We start from the raw sequence: 18,037 nt of genomic DNA, 5'->3' as shown, positions 1-18,037 counted from the left end.
AGCGCCCTCAAGCAGATAGAAAAAGGAGATTAAACTTCCATCAACTCTTTTTCTTTCACAGCAAGTAACTCATCAATATTTTTCACAGATGCATCGGTGATTTTTTGAATTTCGTCTTGCGCTTTACGATCTTCATCTTCAGAGATTTCTTTATCTTTTAGAAGCGCTTTAAAATCAGCATTTGCATCACGGCGAATGTTACGTACCGCTACACGACCGCCTTCAGCTTCTGCACGTACAATCTTAACAAGATCTTTACGACGCTCTTCTGTTAATGGTGGAAGTGGTACACGAATTACCGTACCAGCAGACATTGGGTTCAGACCTAGATCTGATTTCATGATGGCTTTTTCTACCAATGGCGTCAGTTCTTTATCAAAAACAGTAATTGCCAATGTACGCGCATCTTCAGCAATGATGTTAGCCACTTGGTTTAAAGGCGTTGGTGCACCGTAATATTCAACAGAAATATTTTGCAGAATACTTGGGTGAGCACGGCCAGTACGAATTTTTGAAAGGTTATTTTTAAGTGCTTCAACACTTTTTGCCATGCGCTCTTGAGCGTCTTGTTTAATTTCGTTAATCACGATATCACCTTGTTATTTGTATTTTCTACAGAGCGAATACCTTCACTCTCGCGATGTTAATTGCTTTGATCACGTTCTTATTCTGGCAGCTCGCCGATTAGTGTGCCTTCTTGCTCACCCATTACGACACGACGCAAAGCACCTGGCTTGTTCATGTTGAATACGCGAATTGGCATTTTGTGGTCACGAGCTAAAGTGAAGGCCGCTAAGTCCATCACTTTTAATTCTTTTTCCAGTACGCTGTTGTAACTCAGTTTATCACACAAAACTGCGTCTGGGTTAGCAACTGGGTCAGCTGTATAAACGCCATCCACTTTGGTTGCTTTTAGCACGATATCTGCTTCAATTTCGATCCCACGTAGACACGCTGCAGAGTCGGTTGTAAAGAATGGATTACCTGTACCTGCAGAGAAAATCACAACACGGCCTTGACGAAGTTGGCTGATCGCATCTGCCCAGTTGTAATCGTCACACACACCTTTCAATTGAATCGCAGACATCACACGCGCATTCACATAAGCACGGTGAAGCGCATCACGCATTGCTAAGCCATTCATTACAGTTGCTAGCATACCCATGTGATCACCAACGACACGGTTCATACCAGCTTCTGCTAGACCAGCACCACGGAATAGGTTACCACCACCAATAACAACGCCAACTTGTACGCCAAGTTCAACGAGTTCTTTAATTTCTTGAGCCATGCGATCCAAAATAGCCGGATCGATACCAAAACCTTCTTCACCCTGTAGAGCTTCGCCACTAAGTTTTAACAAAATACGCTGATATGCAGGCTTAGGATTCGTTGTCATGGAGTTTACCTTTCAAAGTATGGTTGATTAACGGTTATGAATAGACGTTACTCGTATCGCTTCGCTGCTCGAAAAAGCAAAAGCATTACTTAGCTTAGTTGAATCTAATATCTATTTATAACGATTAACGCTGTTCCAAAAACTAACAGTAGTCATATCGAAAAACGAGAAGCGTAGCGTCCTAGCGCCGAGACTCGCTGCTTCATTCACAAAAAGACCGCAGCAGTGCCACGGTCCTTTAGGTTAGCTATACAAATCAGAAATTAACCTTTTTGTACCGCTGCAACTTCTTCAGCGAAGCTCATTTCAGCCGCTTTTTCGATACCTTCACCAACTTCTAGACGAACGAAGTTAGTTACTGAAGCGCCTTGCTCTTTCAAGAACTCGCCAACAGTTTTCTTAGGTTCCATGATGAAAGCTTGACCAGTAAGAGAAACCTCACCAGTGAACTTCTTCATACGACCGATAACCATTTTCTCTGCGATTTCTTGTGGTTTGCCTTCGTTCATTGCGATTTCAACTTGAACCGCTTGCTCTTTAGCAACAACATCTGCAGGAACATCTTCAGGGTTTACGTATTCAGGCTTAGAAGCTGCTACGTGCATAGCAACTTGCTTGATTACTTCATCGCTAGCATCACCAGCAACAACTACACCGATACGTTCGCCGTGACGGTAAGAACCTACTTTAGCACCTTCGATGTATTGAACACGACGGATGCTGATGTTTTCGCCGATTTTTGCAACTAGAGCGATACGAGTGTCTTCAAATTTAGCTTGAAGTGCTTCTGCATCTAGGCGCTCTGCAACTGCAGCATCAAGAACTTCGTTAGCAAAGGCTAGGAAGCTAGCATCTTTAGCTACGAAGTCAGTTTGACAGTTAACTTCAAGAAGCGCGGCAAAACCGTCTGCTTCTTTTACTAAAATAGTACCTTCAGCAGCAACGTTACCCGCTTTTTTAGCAGCTTTAGCCGCACCGCTTTTACGCATGTTTTCGATTGCTAATTCAATATCAGCATTCGCTTCAACAAGCGCTTTTTTACAATCCATCATGCCTGCGCCAGTACGCTCACGCAATTCTTTAACTAGAGCAGCAGTTACTGTTGCCATGGTTTAATCCTCGGTTGATTCCAAAAATGGTAAAAAACAGGGGCCAGGCTAATATTTTATTAAAAGCATGTCCCCTATTTGTAACTATAACTCAATCTCATCAAATCATTTATGACAGCAAGATTAAGTGGCTAGGGTCTGTTGAACCTAGGAGTTACGATATTAAGCTTCTTCTACGAAACCGTCTTTATCAGCAACTGCAGCTACGTCTTTGTTACGACCTTCAGTTACCGCTTGACCAGCAGCGTTTAGGTATAGTTGTACCGCACGGATTGCATCGTCGTTACCAGGGATAACGAAATCTACGCCATCTGGGTCAGAGTTTGTATCTACAACAGCAAATACTGGGATACCTAGGTTGTTTGCTTCTTTAATAGCAATGTGCTCGTGATCAGCATCGATTACGAATAGTGCGTCAGGTAGGCCACCCATGTTTTTGATACCACCAAGAGATTTCTCTAGCTTATCCATTTCACGGGTACGCATTAGAGCTTCTTTCTTAGTTAGTTTTTCAAAAGTGCCGTCTTGAGCTTGAGCTTCGAAATCTTTAAGACGCTTGATTGATTGACGAACAGTTTTGTAGTTAGTCAACATACCGCCTAACCAGCGGTTGTTTACGTAGTACTGGTTGCTGTTGATAGCTGCTTCTTTTACTGCTTCAGAAGCTGCGCGCTTAGTACCAACGAAAAGAACTTTACCTTTACGCTCACCGATTTTGCCTAGCTCAGCTAGTGCATCGTTGAACATTGGAACTGTTTGTTCTAGGTTGATGATATGAACTTTGTTACGAGCGCCAAAGATGAATGGTTTCATTTTTGGGTTCCAGTAACGAGTTTGGTGACCAAAGTGAACACCAGCTTTAAGCATATCGCGCATTGATACAGTTGCCATTATATAATCCTCTATATGGGGTTAGGCCTCCACATCCCCCATGATACCGACCCTTTCGCTATAAATAAGCATAAAAGAGCACCCCGGATCACGTGTCGGAATGTGTGTGATTTAAGAAATAAGTATATGAAACCCACACGACTTCGCCTCAAAAAGGAGAAAGTAGTTGCAGATTTCGGTGCGCTTTATACCACAAAAGCCAGCTAAAACACCAGAAAAACCACTATTTTCCGCATGAGTTTTTCCGCAGTTTTGTCATTTATTCTGCCAAATAAAGAGATTTATACTAGATGCTAACGGATTTCAATTGCGATTAGAGCCCACTGTTAATACACTAGACACAAAGAGATAACGGATACTAATTATGTCGATCAAAATTAACACCGCTGAAGAAATTGAAAAAATGCGCGTTGCTTGTAAGCTCGCCGCTGAAGTTTTAGAAATGATTGAACCCCATATCAAAGAAGGGGTGACCACCGAAGAACTTGATAAAATCTGTCATAACTATGCATTAGAAAAAGGCGCTTATTCAGCCCCTCTTGACTACCATGGTTACCCAAAATCAATTTGTACTTCGATCAATCATATTGTTTGCCACGGTATTCCAGCAAGCCAAGATGAAGTAGGCAGCAACGGCCAAGTTAAGCCTGCGGTTTTAAAAAATGGTGATATTGTCAACCTAGACATCACAGTGATCATTCCTAACGATCCCAATGCTGATCTTAGCGTTCGTCCAGAAGGTTACTATGGTGATACTTCTAAGATGTTCCTTGTCGGTGATGTTTCACCTGCCGATAAACGCTTATGCATGGTGACTCAAGAAGCCCTTTATGTGGGGATGCGTAAAGTAAAACCAGGCGCAACAATTGGCGACATTGGTACTGCGATTGAGAAATACATCAAAGAAAACAACAAAAAGAACCCTCGCAATAAATTTTCGATTGTGAAAGATTTTTGTGGTCATGGCATTAGTGATGAATTCCACTCAGAACCACAAGTTGTTCACTACCGAAATTCAGATCGCCGTGTGATGAAAGAAGGCATGATCTTCACCATTGAACCTATGATCAACGCAGGCAAATTTGGTGTAACCGTTGATGCAGAAGACGATTGGACGGTTTATACCGGCGATGGTAAAAACTCAGCACAATATGAGCATACTATCCTGGTGACTAAAACGGGCTGTGAAGTCATGACATTACGCTCGGAAGAAACTATTCCTCGTTTAATGAACAATAGCTAAACTCGAAAACTCGAAAACTCGAAAACTCGAAAAGATTAAGCCTTTATCTCCATTCTGATAAAGGCTTTTTTATTACCTAGAGAAAAGGTAGTATCAAGGTAGACTTACTTGTTGCAAGGAATGCATTCATGACTTATCAGTCCCCCGTCTCTCTAGATGTTCAACAACTGTCATCCATGGCGCTTAAACAGCAATTGGAACAGTTTTCTCAACATCAAAAACAAGCCTTTTTAGAACAGCGACAACCTGTCCAAGATTTAGTGTACGAACGCTCTGCTTATATGGACTCCATACTTCAGCGCTTATGGGACTTTTTTGGTTTTGCACAAGTAAACTCTCTCAGCTTAATTGCCGTGGGTGGTTATGGCCGCTCTGAACTTCATCCGCTGTCTGATATTGATATTCTGGTATTGTCAGAGAAGAAGATCTCTGATGATGTGAACAAAAAAATCAGTGAATTCATTACTCTACTATGGGATCTACACCTAGAAGTTGGCCATAGTGTCCGCACTCTAAAAGAATGTATCCACGTCGGTAAAGATGACTTAACCGTTGCAACCAATTTACAAGAAGCGCGTTTTTTATGTGGTTGCGAAGATACCTACAACCAACTCATTGAACAGATTTCATCAGCCAGCTTTTGGCCTAGTGAGGTTTTCTATGAAGCCAAGCTCCAAGAACAGCGTGAACGCCACGCTCGCTATCACGACACCACTTACAATTTAGAGCCGGATATTAAATCTAGCCCCGGTGGCTTGCGTGACATTCATACTTTAGGCTGGGTCGCCCGCCGTCATTTTGGTGCGACTTCACTACGTGAGATGAGCTACGCTGGCTTTTTAACTGACGCCGAATATCGCGAATTATTAGAATGCCAAAATTTCTTATGGCGTGTTCGCTTTGCGCTACATATTGAATTGAAACGTTATGACAACCGCTTAACTTTTGGTCATCAAGCCAACGTGGCAGAAAACTTAGGCTTTACTGGTGAAGGTAACCGCGCCATCGAAATGATGATGAAAGAGTTTTACCGAACGCTACGTCGGGTTGCCGAACTCAATAAAATGCTGCTCAAGCTGTTTGATCAAGCCATCATGAGCAAAGGAAAGCTACCAGATGCGGTCATTATTTCTGATGACTTTCAGCGCCGCGGCTCATTAATCGAAGCGAGAAAGCCAGCTTTATTCCAAGCAAGACCTGAAACCATTTTGGATATGTTTTTGCATATCGCCAATGACTCAACCATTGAAGGCGTGAGCCCACCGACCTTGCGCCAACTGCGTACAGCAAGACGTAGGCTGAATCGATTCTTACACACTATTCCTGCTGCCCGTGAAAAATTCATGGCACTGATTAACCACCCAAACTCCTTGCATAAAGCTTTCAGTTTAATGCACCGCTTGGGAGTGCTAGCAGCCTACTTACCGCAATGGAGCCAAATCGTTGGCCAAATGCAGTTTGATCTATTCCACGTCTATACCGTCGATGAACATAGCATGCGAGTCCTCAAGCATATCCACTCGTTTAGTAATATCGACAACCATGATAAACACCCAATATGCTGCGATGTTTATCCGAGAATGCAGAAGAAAAACTTGCTGATTATTGCTGCCATATTCCATGACATTGGTAAAGGTCGCGGTGGTGATCACTCCGAAATTGGTGCCGTAGAAGCTTATGATTTTTGTATCGAACATGACTTATCAAAGCCAGAAGCCAAGCTCGTTTCATGGTTAGTTCAAAATCACCTTCTCATGTCTGTCACTGCTCAGCGCCGTGATATCTATGATCCAGACGTCATAACCGAATTTGCCAAAAAAGTCCGTGATGAAGAATACCTAGAAAATCTAGTTTGCTTAACCGTTGCCGATATCTGCGCAACCAACCCAGAACTCTGGAATAGTTGGAAACGAACACTACTGGCTGAGCTATTCTACTCAACCCAACGCGCTTTACGTAGAGGGCTAGAAAACCCGGTTGATTTGCGAGATCGCATTCGCCATAACCAACACATGGCCGCTGCGATGCTACGTAAAGAAAACTTCAGCCCAAGGGAAATTGAAGTACTGTGGCAACGATTTAAAGCCGACTACTTTTTACGCCACACAGCAAAACAAATCGCATGGCATAGTGAGCACCTACTTACTCAATCAGCCGATAAACCACTTGTTCTGATCAGCAAGAATGCCACACGTGGTGGTACGGAAGTTTTCATTTACGCGAAAGATAAAGCTAGCTTATTTGGTATGATGGCCGCCGAACTAGACCGTCGTAACTTAAGTATCCATGATGCTCAAGTGATGACCAGCAAAGACGGCTATGCTCTAGATACCTTTATGGTGCTCGACCAAAATGGTGACCCAGTTGAAGATGTCCGCCACGAGCAAATCAAACAATATCTCACCGATGTCTTAAATGGCAAAATCAGCGCCAATACTCGCTCACGTAGAGTACCCAATAAACTCAAACACTTTCATGTTAAGACTCGTGTCGATTTCATCCCAACACGTACTGGTAAACGCAGTTTAATGGAACTAGTAGCACTCGATACTCCAGGGCTTTTAGCCACGATTGGCCAAGTCTTTGCCAAGCTAGGAGTAAACTTACACGGCGCAAAAATCACCACCATAGGCGAACGAGCAGAGGATTTATTTATCCTCACCTCACCTAGCGGCGGTCGACTAGAGCCAGAAGTAGAAGATGCACTAAAAATTGAGTTGGTTGAGGCAATTAAAACCTTATCGCCACATGAATAGTTATTGCTTGTCACTATACTGAAAGTAAACCGCAACATTCATCTTTTGTTCTAACTAGAGGTAAATGATTTATGTATCCAAATTTAAAGAAACTTGGTATTCCAGACACATCCCTCATTGCTCGTTACAGCTTGCGCCAAGAAGCCCAAGTGGATGTATTAAAAGTTTACTTCCATAAACAAAAAGGTGAGTTGTTTGCCAAAAGCTTAAAATTCAAATACCCACGTCAGCGCAAAAATATTCGGGTAAATAACCAATCTGGCCAATATAAAGAAACCACCGAAGTGAGCCCAAACCTCACCCAAGTGATGACTGAATTAAACCAGATCACCAAACCAAAAGAATTAGACAGTGCTGATATCAAACACAAAATCTTGACTGATTTACGTCACCTAGAAAAAGTAGTGGCAGGGAAAATTGCAGAGATTGAAGCTGATTTAGAGAAGTTGCAATAAGTTCCGAGAGCCGAGAAGATTGTGCGGTTGACCATACTAATGCCAATGATTCTTTTCGGCTCCCTTGAACCTCAGTGGTTGTAAGAGATCCTGAACTGCGCTCCTACGTCGCTTTTCAGGATGACACTCTGTTTCATATATTGAGGTACGCGCTTTTCCGAGTTACGAGCAGTGAAACGCCCGAGATTCGAGCTCCGATACTCTTTTTACTCGAAACAAATCCTCCAACCAAACTCTTTCAATAGACGCTCCCACACCTCATCAAACTTCGCTTCAATAACGATAGTCTCATCAGTATAAGGATGCACAAACTCCAATTTACTGGCATGCAGCATCAAGCGGTTCGCGTTATAAACCTCTCTAAATAAACGGTTTTGTTTACCGTCACCATGAGAAGTATCGCCCAAGATAGGGTGACGTAGGTGCGCCATGTGGCGGCGTAATTGGTGTTTGCGTCCGGTTAGTGGTTGCATTTCAACTAAGCAAAAACGACTAGTTGGAAAGCGGCCTGTTGAATGGGGCACTTCCACTTTAGCTAATGGTTGGTAGTCAGTTATTGCAGACTGGGCTTCCACCTCTTTTGAGGCAAATTTATCGGCTATTTTGTCTTGCTCTTTTTTCAGTGGGTAATCGAGGCGATCGCCCTCTTCAATCCAGCCACGTACAATGGCATGATAAGTTTTGCTGAATTGATGTTCGGCAAACATTGGCGCGGCTTTTGCGGCAAACTCACTCGATAGTGCAAACAGTAGGACACCAGAAGTTGGGCGATCGAGTCGATGCAAAGGAAAAACATGCTGACCAATTTGATCTCTCAAGGTTTGCATCACAAATTGCGTCTCATGACGGTCAAGCCACGAGCGGTGCACTAGCATTCCAGCCGGCTTATTAACCGCAATGAAATACTCGTCACGATAAACCACTTCTAACTCTACAGTTTCAACAACGGCTTCTTGCGACTCATCCATCAACTCAGGGGGATTTTCTATATTCATCTTACGGTTTCATCTAATTGATTTAGGATTGGTAACAAGGCATCACGATGATCTTTATCTTCCATGGCTTGTTCAAAATAAGGGCTAACTTCAAAGCCAATCGGCACTTCAGATTGTGATTCAATAAGCTCACGTATTTTAGGTAGAAAAATCCATTGCAACCATTGGGTTGGTTGAAGTGTATCTAATGCAAATGGTTGATCGCTACTTAACGCTTTCTGAGTCGGCGGTTGCTCTTCCCATAACGACAATTGAATCAGTTTATCTTCAAGCTGCTCAAGTACATCGGTTAATTCAATATATTCGTTCATTTTGTTCCCACCCCTTGATATTCTGGGTATAAGATACCATTTCATAACGAATTATATACTCGAATTAAACTGGAAGCTTATATGAATGCAATACACAACCTAAGCCAACTATTAGAACAAAGTCAGTGCCAGTTTAAAATTTTTGATTTAGGGCGACGCATTCAAGCGATTGAAACCAAAGATTTCCAGCAAGTTGAAATGGGGCAAAAACCTTACCCTTACCCATTGCAGCGTTATGCCAACCTAGCCATTGCCTATTGGAATGACAGCCAGCAACCTTGGATTTGGTTCTTAAAATTCCCTCTCGATGAGCGCGGACTACTCAATCAAACTGATATTGGTAACTTTTTAAAGTACGTGACAGAGGCTTTCTCGGTAAAAGCAAGTGGCGCACTGTTAACTCAAGATCTCACCGAAGAACAGCAACAGCATTTAGCCAATAATCCATACACTTTCAAACCAAATGACGACAAAATGGCGGTTTTCCATAGTGTCATTCGAGCCGATCTAGGCCTATCCACCAGCCAATATTATGAACATGCTCAGCATTACTTTACCGGTGATCTAGGTTGGAATAATTGGCAGACCGTTGGCTTACAAGGTATTACCGACATGTGTAGCCGTTTATCAGATCAACAAAACGGTGTGGCGATTCGTAAGGCACTAAGCAAACTCGCAGAAGATAGCGCTAATCACCCTGCCCTATACGCTTTACTTGGCGCTCTAGAACACGTTGAGATCCCTGACAAACTAGCACAACGATTATTAGAACTGGCTGAACAAGAATGTGAAAAAGCGCAGCCCGATCTATTTTTATTATCCGCGTATATTCGTGCCTTATCAGGAGCAAACTCTGAGCAACTTATTACTATCCTTGAAAAAGTGCTCGCCGATGAAAGGCTTTGTCACGCAGAAGTGTTAATTGCGATTGCCGGCCGTTGTTGGGCACAATTGAATACCGAAGCGCGCGCAGTCAAATTCTTACTACGCCTAGCTCAGACCAAAAACCAAGATTTATTTAACCAACTGTTTGCCGATTTAGTCATGATCCCAGACTTGCGCTTTACCTTCTTGCCTCTACTTAGCCATACCCCAAGCCCTGAATTGGCGAATGCTCTTTACGCACTACAGCAGCAAACCAAATCTGCTCAATAATTTCATCAGATAACATAATGGATAAGGATAGCCAATGATAACCGACTTACTGATGATCCTTTTGGTGGTATTCATCGCTTTCCTATTTTGGCAACAACGTAGGCAATCGGAACTAGCACATAAGGCGATTGCTCGTCATTGTGGGCAACTCGATTTACAACTACTGTCGGTGTCGCTATTACGTTATCAATTACGTTTACCGGACGGGCGTTTTCAATTTCATTCTTTATATCAGTTTGAATTTTCCGCCCGCGGTGACGACTATTACCAAGGCCGAGCGATTATGGTTGGCTTTAAAGTAGCCAAGTTTATGCTTCCGCCCTACCGTATTGTCGAAAGTGACTAACTCGAAAAAGACCAAGCTGACAAGACTAAGCTGACAAGACTAAAGAGATCCGAAACATGCAAACACACGATGTAACACAAGAACTACATAGAGTACTTTCTGCCATCACCGAAGAAGGTAAGCAGCCAAGCGTGGCATTAGTTAAATCTAGACTTTCAATGCCTGTTCCAATGCCTGCCATTATCGCCACGTTAAAGTCTTGGAAGTCATCCAACAAAGTACCTAAAGTAGAAATTGCCAGTGAGAAAACCGCCCTATCAGCAGAAGAGCGCATTGCCCAATTAGAAAAACAAGTGCAAGAATTGACTCAGCGCTTAATCGCGCTAGAAGGGAAATAACATGAAAATTTGGGTTGATGCTGACGCGTGTCCAAAGACCATCAGAGAAACTATCTGTCGCGCGGCAGAGCGCACCGGCATTACCACAACTTTTATTGCCAACCACTTAGTGCCAGTACCGAAGCGCAATAACATTCATAGTGTACAAGTCGAGAGTGGTTTTGATATTGCGGACAATGAAATCGTCCGTAGAACCGAACCGGGAGATCTAGTGATCACATCTGATATTCCATTAGCAGATGAAGTGATCACCAAAGGCGGCCAAGCATTAAGCTCGCGCGGTGAGCTTTATACCAAAGACACTATCAAAGCTCGTCTAAATATTCGTGATTTTATGGATACCATGCGTTCAAGTGGTGTTCAAAGCGGAGGACCACCGCCACTCTCCCAAACCGATAAGCGTGAGTTTGCTAATCATTTGGATAGGATATTGGCGAAGAGCCGGAACTCGTAGCTCGGCCGCGGTGTTGCTCGTTGCTCGTTGCTCGTTGCTCGTTGCTCGTTGCTCGTTGCTCGTTGCTCGTTGAAAGATTTCAGTTCCTTGAAAAATATAAAGCGAGTTAATTTCTGATTTATTACGCTAAATTTACAGCACCTTCCCCGAGTTACGAGTAGCGAAGCGCCCTAGTCACGAGCAACGATTCCACCGTCCCTAATGTCTAAGCGCCGTCTAATAATTACTTCAAATGATCCCAAGACAAATTCGATACAATCCGACAATCATCACATTTGAAATAGAAGATATCATGCAGCGGTTGTTCGAGTTTCCAATCACTACCACAGCGAGGGCAAGGTCGATTCTGCTCGGCTTGCAAGCTTTCACCACCGACTCGATATAAATAATAATAGGTTGGAATTTTGGTGATGTACTCTAGTCGACCACGTAGATCCCATCCTCGGCGGAATAAATCACTGTCTACTTGAGCAATCTCTTTCAAGCCTGCATGTTCAGCTTCACACGCACCTGCCATTTGCAATTCATCACATGCTTGCCACTCGGTTTGCCATTTAACTAACGACTTATGATCGCCATTTAAGGTAGGTGGATTGTGATACAAAGGGATAGGCCTAAAAGTATCCCCGCAGCGTAATGGTGAGCATGAATGAACAAAGGTAGTATATAAAACCTGCCAACTCGGTGTGTTTTGCTCATCAAATGACACTGTTTGCTCAGAGTTAAGATCTTGCCCTAGTACTTTTACTTTGGGTGCTAATACTTTTGCCTCTGTTAATCGCTGTAAGCAGACTTTGACATAATCGGAATGGTAATCAGCGTGCAAGCTATTCGCTTCAGGGCAAATTAAACGAGCGCGAAACTCACCATCACCAATAATAATTGGAAACTCACGCCCGAGAATCTGGCCGTTATAACGCAAAGCATCAAATAAACCGTTAATCGCTTTTTCTACCGCATCGATAGTGGTGTTATCAAAACACTCAAATCGTAATTCAACTACGTACACTTAAAACCCCGACTACACTTCTGCTTGGCATTGTAATAAAAACTGCTCGATATTAGGCGATAGCACATCACGCTTATCGGTTCCTAATCGCTCTAAAATCACTTCACCAGAAATATTGCAGATTGAAATCACATCCAACTCGGCATCCGTGGTGCCAATAAAAATGGTTGGTTTTAATTTTAAACGGCGCTGCGTCACTAGGTGGCCTAAAATATTTTCTTGTAGACCAATAAAATCTTCATCACTCCACACTTGCAGTAGAGTGAATGGCTTGCTTTTCCAAGACAAAGTGAGATCGGCGCTATACTGTGAACCATAAAAAGTCTTTGCATCAGGGTGAATAATTAGCTCAATGCCGCGTTCTAACTTGCTGAAATCCGCTAACTCATCACGCTCTTGAGGTAGCCATTCAACATTTTGGCCATCAGTACGTTGCACGCAAGGTGAAGGAATGCCCTCCATCTCATTGGCGATAGGAAAGCTTTTATAAGCCTCCTGCCATTTATCCACAAATTCTGTGGTTAAAACCGCTAATGCCTGGGCAATATTGTGATTCATTTAGGACTCCCTTGGGCTTATTGACTTAGTGACAGCTAACTTTTGATTCAGTAATATTCAAACAAATTTCGGATAAGAGAAGTATCATGACCCACTCATCAAAGCAGACAAAATATGCTAATGCCAAAGAATTGCAAGGATTAACATTAGGTCAAGCAACACAATATAGCCATGACTATGATGCAAGCCTTTTGCAACCGGTTCCACGTAGCTTAAATCGTGATGATTTGGGGTTAAATGATTCTACTGCTCTACCTTTTGTCGGCGGCGATATTTGGACGCTTTATGAGCTTTCATGGCTAAACAACAAAGGTCTACCACAAGTAGCAATTGGTGATGTGATTCTACCGCCGACTAGCCCTAACTTGATTGAATCTAAATCTTTCAAACTCTACCTCAATAGCTTCAACCAAACTCGTTTTGAATCTTGGCAGCAAGTTGAGCAAATTATCGCGCAAGACTTATCTAATTGCGCAGGAGAAGCTGTAGAGGTCACACTACGCCCGCTAAGCCATTACACTCAGCAGCCTATCACTACGATGCAAGGTCAATGCATTGATGAGCAAGATATTGAGATCACAGACTACCAATTCGACGAAAGCTATCTTGTAGGTTCTACCAGTCATCAAGAGGTCAGTGAGTGCTTACATAGTCATTTGTTGAAATCGAACTGCTTAATTACCAATCAACCTGATTGGGGTAGTGTTGAAATCGAATACACCGGCAACAAAATCAATCAAGAAGCACTACTACGCTATCTAGTATCATTCCGTGAGCACAACGAATTCCATGAACAATGTGTAGAGCGTATTTTTTGCGACATCATGAAATACTGCCAACCGGAAAAATTGAGTGTTTATGCGCGCTATACCCGTCGCGGTGGGCTGGATATCAATCCATTTCGTTCCACTCATCTCACTAGACCGAGCCAAATGACTCGAATGGCCCGTCAATAACCACGTACAGAGCGATTATTCCGCTAAGTGATGATCCAACTAAGCGATCATCTAACTAATCGATCATCCGACTAAGCTACCATCCCACAAATGTAGGCTTATTCTCACTTGCGACTCAACAAGCTGTCGCAATAATGCTAAGCTATTCAAACCCAAGTGACCTAAAAATGCCGAATTGAGAGCACTTTAGATAGCTTGGGTTTCATTTACCCGTACCGCTTCTTAGAGATAATGTAACTATGAAAAAGATCCTTTGGATATGTTTCGCTTTTATGCTGACATTCAGCTCTGCGCTTCAGGCCAAAGTCTACCTCTCTCCTATCCTCAATGAAGCCCATAAATTGCTTAGCGTCACTCCCGAACAGTCCTTAGATATTACTAAGCAATATATTGCTACGCGCAAAATAGTCTCTACTAAAAACCAAGACTACACCTTGTCACGAGAAGGCAGTGAAAAGACCATTCGTACACCTTCAACGACCATTGAAGCACTGCAAATTATGGCTAGTGCCTACTACGTATTAGGCGAACAAAACCTAGCCTTTATTACCTTAAAAGAAGCAGAAGCCTTAGCGATAAAGTATCAAGTTACCCAACCACTACTCACCACTAAGTTAGAATATGCAAAATTACTTTGGCAATGGACCAAAGATCTCGAACGTGTACAACAAGATGTTGATCAACTCAAAATACAAGTCGAGGAAGAAACCACCAATAAACATTGGCAACAAGAAACCTTGTACCAACTGAATATGTTAGAAGCTGAAATGAACAGCTACTTAGGTCATGACGTCAAAGCAGAAACCGCCTTTCAACAAGCACATAATTATTTAACCAGTGCGAGATCGGTTCCTTTGACTATCGACTACCACTTACGTTTAGGTCAGCATTATTTATCCAAAAACCAGTACGATCAGTCTTTAACTGAACTCCTCACCGCCTATTGGTCTGCGATAGAAGAGAGCGATAGTATTGAATTAGCTCGCACTAACCTATTACTGGCTCAGTTATTTTTTACTCGCCAAGTATTTGATAAAGCACTTGAACATGCCACTGAAGCGGCAGACTTTTATGATGCCTACCCGCACTCCGCGCCTCTTTCTGACACCGTACAATTAATGGCTGATATTTTCTTTAACCAAGGAAAATACAATTTAGCGTTAGTGAATTATTTAAACCTGCTTGATAACGAAACCAATCAAAGAGACATCAAACAAGTCATCCAGCTACGAATTGATATTTCAAAAACCTATTTGAAGCTATTTGATCTGACCCACGCTGAAGACTATTTAGTCAAAGCAGAAACCCTCGCTGAACAAAGTAGTAATGCAGAACTAAAAGCAAAAACACTACTACTTAGAGGCGCGATTTCTCTCGCTAAAAAAGAAATAAAAGTCGCGATTTCAAGTAGTGAGAATGCTTTAAATATTGCTGAAAAAACGCAAGATAAACACTTACAAATGTATGCTTATCAAGTGCTGTCGGAAGCTTATCAACAAGGTGAAAATTACCAGCAAGCATTAAGCATGCAGCAACAATATCAGCGACTATGGCAAAACCAACAAGATCAGTTTAACGCCATCAATGAAGATGTATTTCGTCAGCAAAAAGACATCATTGAAAAATCACTGCACTATGCTGGTCTTGAAGATGATTTAATTTATCTCGATACACAATATGCTAAATATCAGCGTGCCACGATTATCCTAGGGATCGTTGCTTTTATGCTGCTATGTTTAGTGATTCGCCGTGGCTATTTAAATCAAAAAATACGTGATGAAGTTGAAACTCAAACGATTGATTTGTATACCCACCCTAGATCTGGTCTACAAAACCTCAAGCTATTGAATGCCAAACTGCCAAAATCATTGGAGCGTAGTAATGCGGTATTTGAGCAATGGCGACTTGGTGAGTTAATTAATGAACCATTAAGCGACCGCTTAAACTTTGTGATGTTCGACTTTCCATTTCTCCGCAATGTCTATTTAAGACAAGGCTATCAAGCTGGTCTTAATGTTGAAAAGCAATTCGGGAGCTACATAAAGGGTTTAATCATCAAGCCAGCTCGCTTATATCACTTTTCTGATGGATTGTTTTTATACATAGAACCTAAAGGCGAAGCACAAGATACGCCGGAATATTTCTGTGAAAAAATTCAACATTGGATCAATCAATTTGAGCCAAACCAAAATATAGATCGCCACTTTAGAATGGGTATGGCTGAGTACCCGTTTTTACCGCGCGCATACACCGCCATCAATGATAAAGAGCTGATTGATATACTCTTTATGGCGATTTATCTGGCACGAAAAATCAAAAAGCGTTACTTCCCCAAAGAGCCTTCTAACTGGGTACACTTAACCGCTATAGAAAATGCGCCTGCCGCCAGTTTTGCTAGCACTGATATTCGCCATGCTTGTGAACAGGCGGTCGAGCAAGGTTTAATCAAAATTCATACTTCTGGTGGGCATGATGAAATTGCCAAAGCCATTTTGCGTAACGATGAAAGCAACCAAAAGCGTTAATGTGTTTGGCAGCCTAAAAGAATGTCATTGAGATCACTCACTTATCAATAAATATTATTCACGGAATATAGCGAAATAGAGCAAACCTGTGTAATGTGAAAGAACCTACCGAAACAATCATAATTCATAATCGGTGAAAAGGAGCTTTCTATGATTACTCAAATTAGCCCGATGGGCAGTTTAGATTTATTGTCTCAATTAGAAGTTAGCAAGTTAAAAAAAGCCGCTTCAAGTGATCTCTACCAGCTTTATCGCAGCTGTTCTCTCGCGGTCTTAAACTCGGGCAGCCATACTGATGATTCTGAACAGCTACTAAAATTAAATGAATCATTTGAAATTGAAGTACTACGCCGTGAACGTGGTATCAAACTTGAGTTAACCGATCCACCTGAGCATGCTTTCGTTGACGGTACCATCATTAAAGGGATTCAAGCCCACCTATTCTCAGTGTTGCGAGACATTGTCTTTTTGCACGTACACTTGGCGGATAGCCAGCGCCTACACCTAACCGACTCCACGCAAATCACCAACCAAGTATTCGGCATTTTACGCAATGCTAAAGCTCTGCAAACCGGCACCGAACCGAATCTTGTTGTCTGCTGGGGTGGCCACTCAATCAACCCTATTGAATATCAATACACTCGTGAAGTTGGTAATGAACTTGGTTTGCGTGAAATGAACATCTGTACCGGTTGTGGGCCTGGTGCGATGGAAGGACCAATGAAAGGCGCAGCGGTTGGACATGCTAAGCAGCGCTATTCAAATCAACGCTATATTGGCTTAACTGAACCATCAATTATTGCGGCAGAGCCACCTAACCCAATCGTCAACGAACTGATCATCATGCCAGATATCGAAAAGCGTTTAGAAGGTTTTGTTCGTTTAGGTCACGGGATTATCATCTTCCCTGGTGGCCCGGGAACCGCTGAAGAATTGCTGTATATTCTCGGTATATTGATGCACCCAGATAATGCGGATCAACCTTTGCCATTGGTGCTTACTGGACCAAAAGAAAGTGAAGCTTACTTCCGCTCTATCGATCAATTCATCCACGATACACTCGGCCCTGAAGCTCAAAAGCATTATCAAATCGTGATTGGCGATCCCGCTAAAGCTGCGCGAATCATGAAAGAAGCAATGCCGAAAGTGAAAGAGCACCGTAAGTCTCACGAAGACGCCTATAGCTTCAACTGGTCACTACATATCGCGCCCGATTTCCAAGCACCATTCGAACCAACACATGAATCAATGTCGGCACTTGATCTACACCTAGATCAACCACCAGAAAAGTTAGCCGCCAACTTGCGCAAAGCGTTCTCAGGGATTGTTGCCGGTAACGTAAAATCGGAAGGCATTCGTGAAATTAAGAAACACGGCCCATTCATCATAGATGGTGACCGTAACTTGATGGAAAAAATGGATACCTTATTGAACGACTTTGTTGAACAACAACGAATGAAACTACCGGGCTCTGAGTACATCCCTTGTTACCGTGTTGCTCGTTAAGCAATAAAATTCAACTCTACAACTCGCTGAA

At 42.6% G+C, this 18,037-nt stretch carries 18 protein-coding genes; 10 read left to right on the top strand and 8 right to left on the bottom strand.

Annotated features, from left to right (window positions below):
• Positions 1 to 29 precede the first annotated feature (29 nt).
• The 4 genes from frr to rpsB all read right to left on the bottom strand — a co-directional run bounded on the left by frr (position 30) and on the right by rpsB (position 3,399).
• Positions 30 to 587, bottom strand: coding sequence for a ribosome recycling factor (gene frr, locus L3V25_RS09070; RefSeq protein WP_237295061.1), 558 nt, complete (start codon positions 585 to 587; stop codon positions 30 to 32).
• Between the two features lie 77 nt (positions 588 to 664).
• Entirely contained in the window at positions 665 to 1,399 is a 735-nt protein-coding gene (gene pyrH / locus L3V25_RS09065; protein ID WP_089123370.1) for a UMP kinase, read from the bottom strand.
• Between the two features lie 263 nt (positions 1,400 to 1,662).
• Positions 1,663 to 2,508: a translation elongation factor Ts gene (gene tsf / locus L3V25_RS09060; RefSeq protein ID WP_237295060.1), complete on the bottom strand. Its 846-nt coding sequence runs from the start codon at positions 2,506 to 2,508 to the stop codon at positions 1,663 to 1,665.
• Between the two features lie 162 nt (positions 2,509 to 2,670).
• Positions 2,671 to 3,399 (bottom strand): 30S ribosomal protein S2, encoded by a 729-nt coding sequence (gene rpsB, locus L3V25_RS09055; protein WP_089123372.1) that lies wholly within the window; start codon positions 3,397 to 3,399, stop codon positions 2,671 to 2,673.
• 364 nt (positions 3,400 to 3,763) lie between these two features.
• Here rpsB and map point away from each other — a divergent pair, with 364 nt between their 5' ends.
• The 3 genes from map to L3V25_RS09040 all read left to right on the top strand — a co-directional run bounded on the left by map (position 3,764) and on the right by L3V25_RS09040 (position 7,853).
• Entirely contained in the window at positions 3,764 to 4,642 is an 879-nt protein-coding gene (gene map / locus L3V25_RS09050) for a type I methionyl aminopeptidase (RefSeq protein ID WP_237295059.1), read from the top strand.
• Between the two features lie 128 nt (positions 4,643 to 4,770).
• Positions 4,771 to 7,398 carry a bifunctional uridylyltransferase/uridylyl-removing protein GlnD gene (gene glnD, locus L3V25_RS09045; protein WP_237295058.1) on the top strand — a complete coding sequence of 876 codons (2,628 nt, stop codon included), beginning with the start codon at positions 4,771 to 4,773 and terminating at the stop codon, positions 7,396 to 7,398.
• 71 nt (positions 7,399 to 7,469) lie between these two features.
• On the top strand, positions 7,470 to 7,853 hold the full coding sequence (locus L3V25_RS09040; RefSeq protein ID WP_237295057.1) for a DUF3461 family protein: 384 nt from the start codon (positions 7,470 to 7,472) through the stop codon (positions 7,851 to 7,853).
• A 206-nt stretch (positions 7,854 to 8,059) separates the two neighbouring features.
• Here L3V25_RS09040 and truC read toward each other — a convergent pair whose 3' ends face one another.
• Both truC and L3V25_RS09030 read right to left on the bottom strand, forming a co-directional pair.
• Positions 8,060 to 8,821, bottom strand: coding sequence for a tRNA pseudouridine(65) synthase TruC (gene truC, locus L3V25_RS09035; protein WP_237295399.1), 762 nt, complete (start codon positions 8,819 to 8,821; stop codon positions 8,060 to 8,062).
• Positions 8,822 to 8,844: 23 nt separating this feature from the next.
• Entirely contained in the window at positions 8,845 to 9,159 is a 315-nt protein-coding gene (locus L3V25_RS09030; protein ID WP_237295056.1) for a YqcC family protein, read from the bottom strand.
• An 81-nt stretch (positions 9,160 to 9,240) separates the two neighbouring features.
• Here L3V25_RS09030 and L3V25_RS09025 point away from each other — a divergent pair, with 81 nt between their 5' ends.
• Genes L3V25_RS09025 through L3V25_RS09010 form a run of 4 tightly spaced genes read left to right on the top strand, consistent with a single transcriptional unit; the run spans position 9,241 to position 11,452 of the window.
• Positions 9,241 to 10,314, top strand: coding sequence for a DUF3549 family protein (locus L3V25_RS09025; RefSeq protein ID WP_237295055.1), 1,074 nt, complete (start codon positions 9,241 to 9,243; stop codon positions 10,312 to 10,314).
• 34 nt (positions 10,315 to 10,348) lie between these two features.
• The gene (locus tag L3V25_RS09020; RefSeq protein ID WP_027696900.1) at positions 10,349 to 10,660 is read left to right on the top strand and encodes a DUF3301 domain-containing protein; all 312 of its coding nucleotides are present in this window, start codon (positions 10,349 to 10,351) and stop codon (positions 10,658 to 10,660) included.
• Between the two features lie 56 nt (positions 10,661 to 10,716).
• On the top strand, positions 10,717 to 10,998 hold the full coding sequence (locus L3V25_RS09015; protein WP_237295054.1) for a hypothetical protein: 282 nt from the start codon (positions 10,717 to 10,719) through the stop codon (positions 10,996 to 10,998).
• 1 nt (position 10,999) lies between these two features.
• Positions 11,000 to 11,452, top strand: a complete 453-nt coding sequence (locus L3V25_RS09010; RefSeq protein WP_237295053.1) for a YaiI/YqxD family protein — start codon at positions 11,000 to 11,002, stop codon at positions 11,450 to 11,452.
• Between the two features lie 223 nt (positions 11,453 to 11,675).
• Here the strand turns inward: L3V25_RS09010 and L3V25_RS09005 are convergent, their stop codons facing one another.
• Both L3V25_RS09005 and syd read right to left on the bottom strand, forming a co-directional pair.
• A complete protein-coding gene (locus tag L3V25_RS09005) occupies positions 11,676 to 12,461 on the bottom strand; it encodes a Zn-ribbon-containing protein (RefSeq protein WP_237295052.1) in 786 nt (261 codons plus the stop codon).
• Between the two features lie 12 nt (positions 12,462 to 12,473).
• The gene (gene syd / locus L3V25_RS09000; protein ID WP_237295051.1) at positions 12,474 to 13,019 is read right to left on the bottom strand and encodes a SecY-interacting protein; all 546 of its coding nucleotides are present in this window, start codon (positions 13,017 to 13,019) and stop codon (positions 12,474 to 12,476) included.
• An 86-nt stretch (positions 13,020 to 13,105) separates the two neighbouring features.
• Here syd and queF point away from each other — a divergent pair, with 86 nt between their 5' ends.
• From queF to ppnN, 3 genes are all read left to right on the top strand, one after another.
• Entirely contained in the window at positions 13,106 to 13,975 is an 870-nt protein-coding gene (gene queF / locus L3V25_RS08995) for an NADPH-dependent 7-cyano-7-deazaguanine reductase QueF (protein ID WP_237295050.1), read from the top strand.
• A 239-nt stretch (positions 13,976 to 14,214) separates the two neighbouring features.
• Positions 14,215 to 16,500, top strand: coding sequence for a tetratricopeptide repeat protein (locus L3V25_RS08990; RefSeq protein WP_237295049.1), 2,286 nt, complete (start codon positions 14,215 to 14,217; stop codon positions 16,498 to 16,500).
• A gap of 150 nt (positions 16,501 to 16,650) precedes the next feature.
• The gene (gene ppnN, locus L3V25_RS08985) at positions 16,651 to 18,006 is read left to right on the top strand and encodes a nucleotide 5'-monophosphate nucleosidase PpnN (RefSeq protein WP_237295048.1); all 1,356 of its coding nucleotides are present in this window, start codon (positions 16,651 to 16,653) and stop codon (positions 18,004 to 18,006) included.
• The last annotated feature ends 31 nt before the right edge of the window (positions 18,007 to 18,037 follow it).

The sequence above is a fragment of the Vibrio sp. CK2-1 genome (genome assembly GCF_021726515.1).
Taxonomy (GTDB): Bacteria; Pseudomonadota; Gammaproteobacteria; order Enterobacterales; family Vibrionaceae; genus Vibrio.
This window is presented reverse-complemented; position numbering and strand designations above follow the sequence as displayed.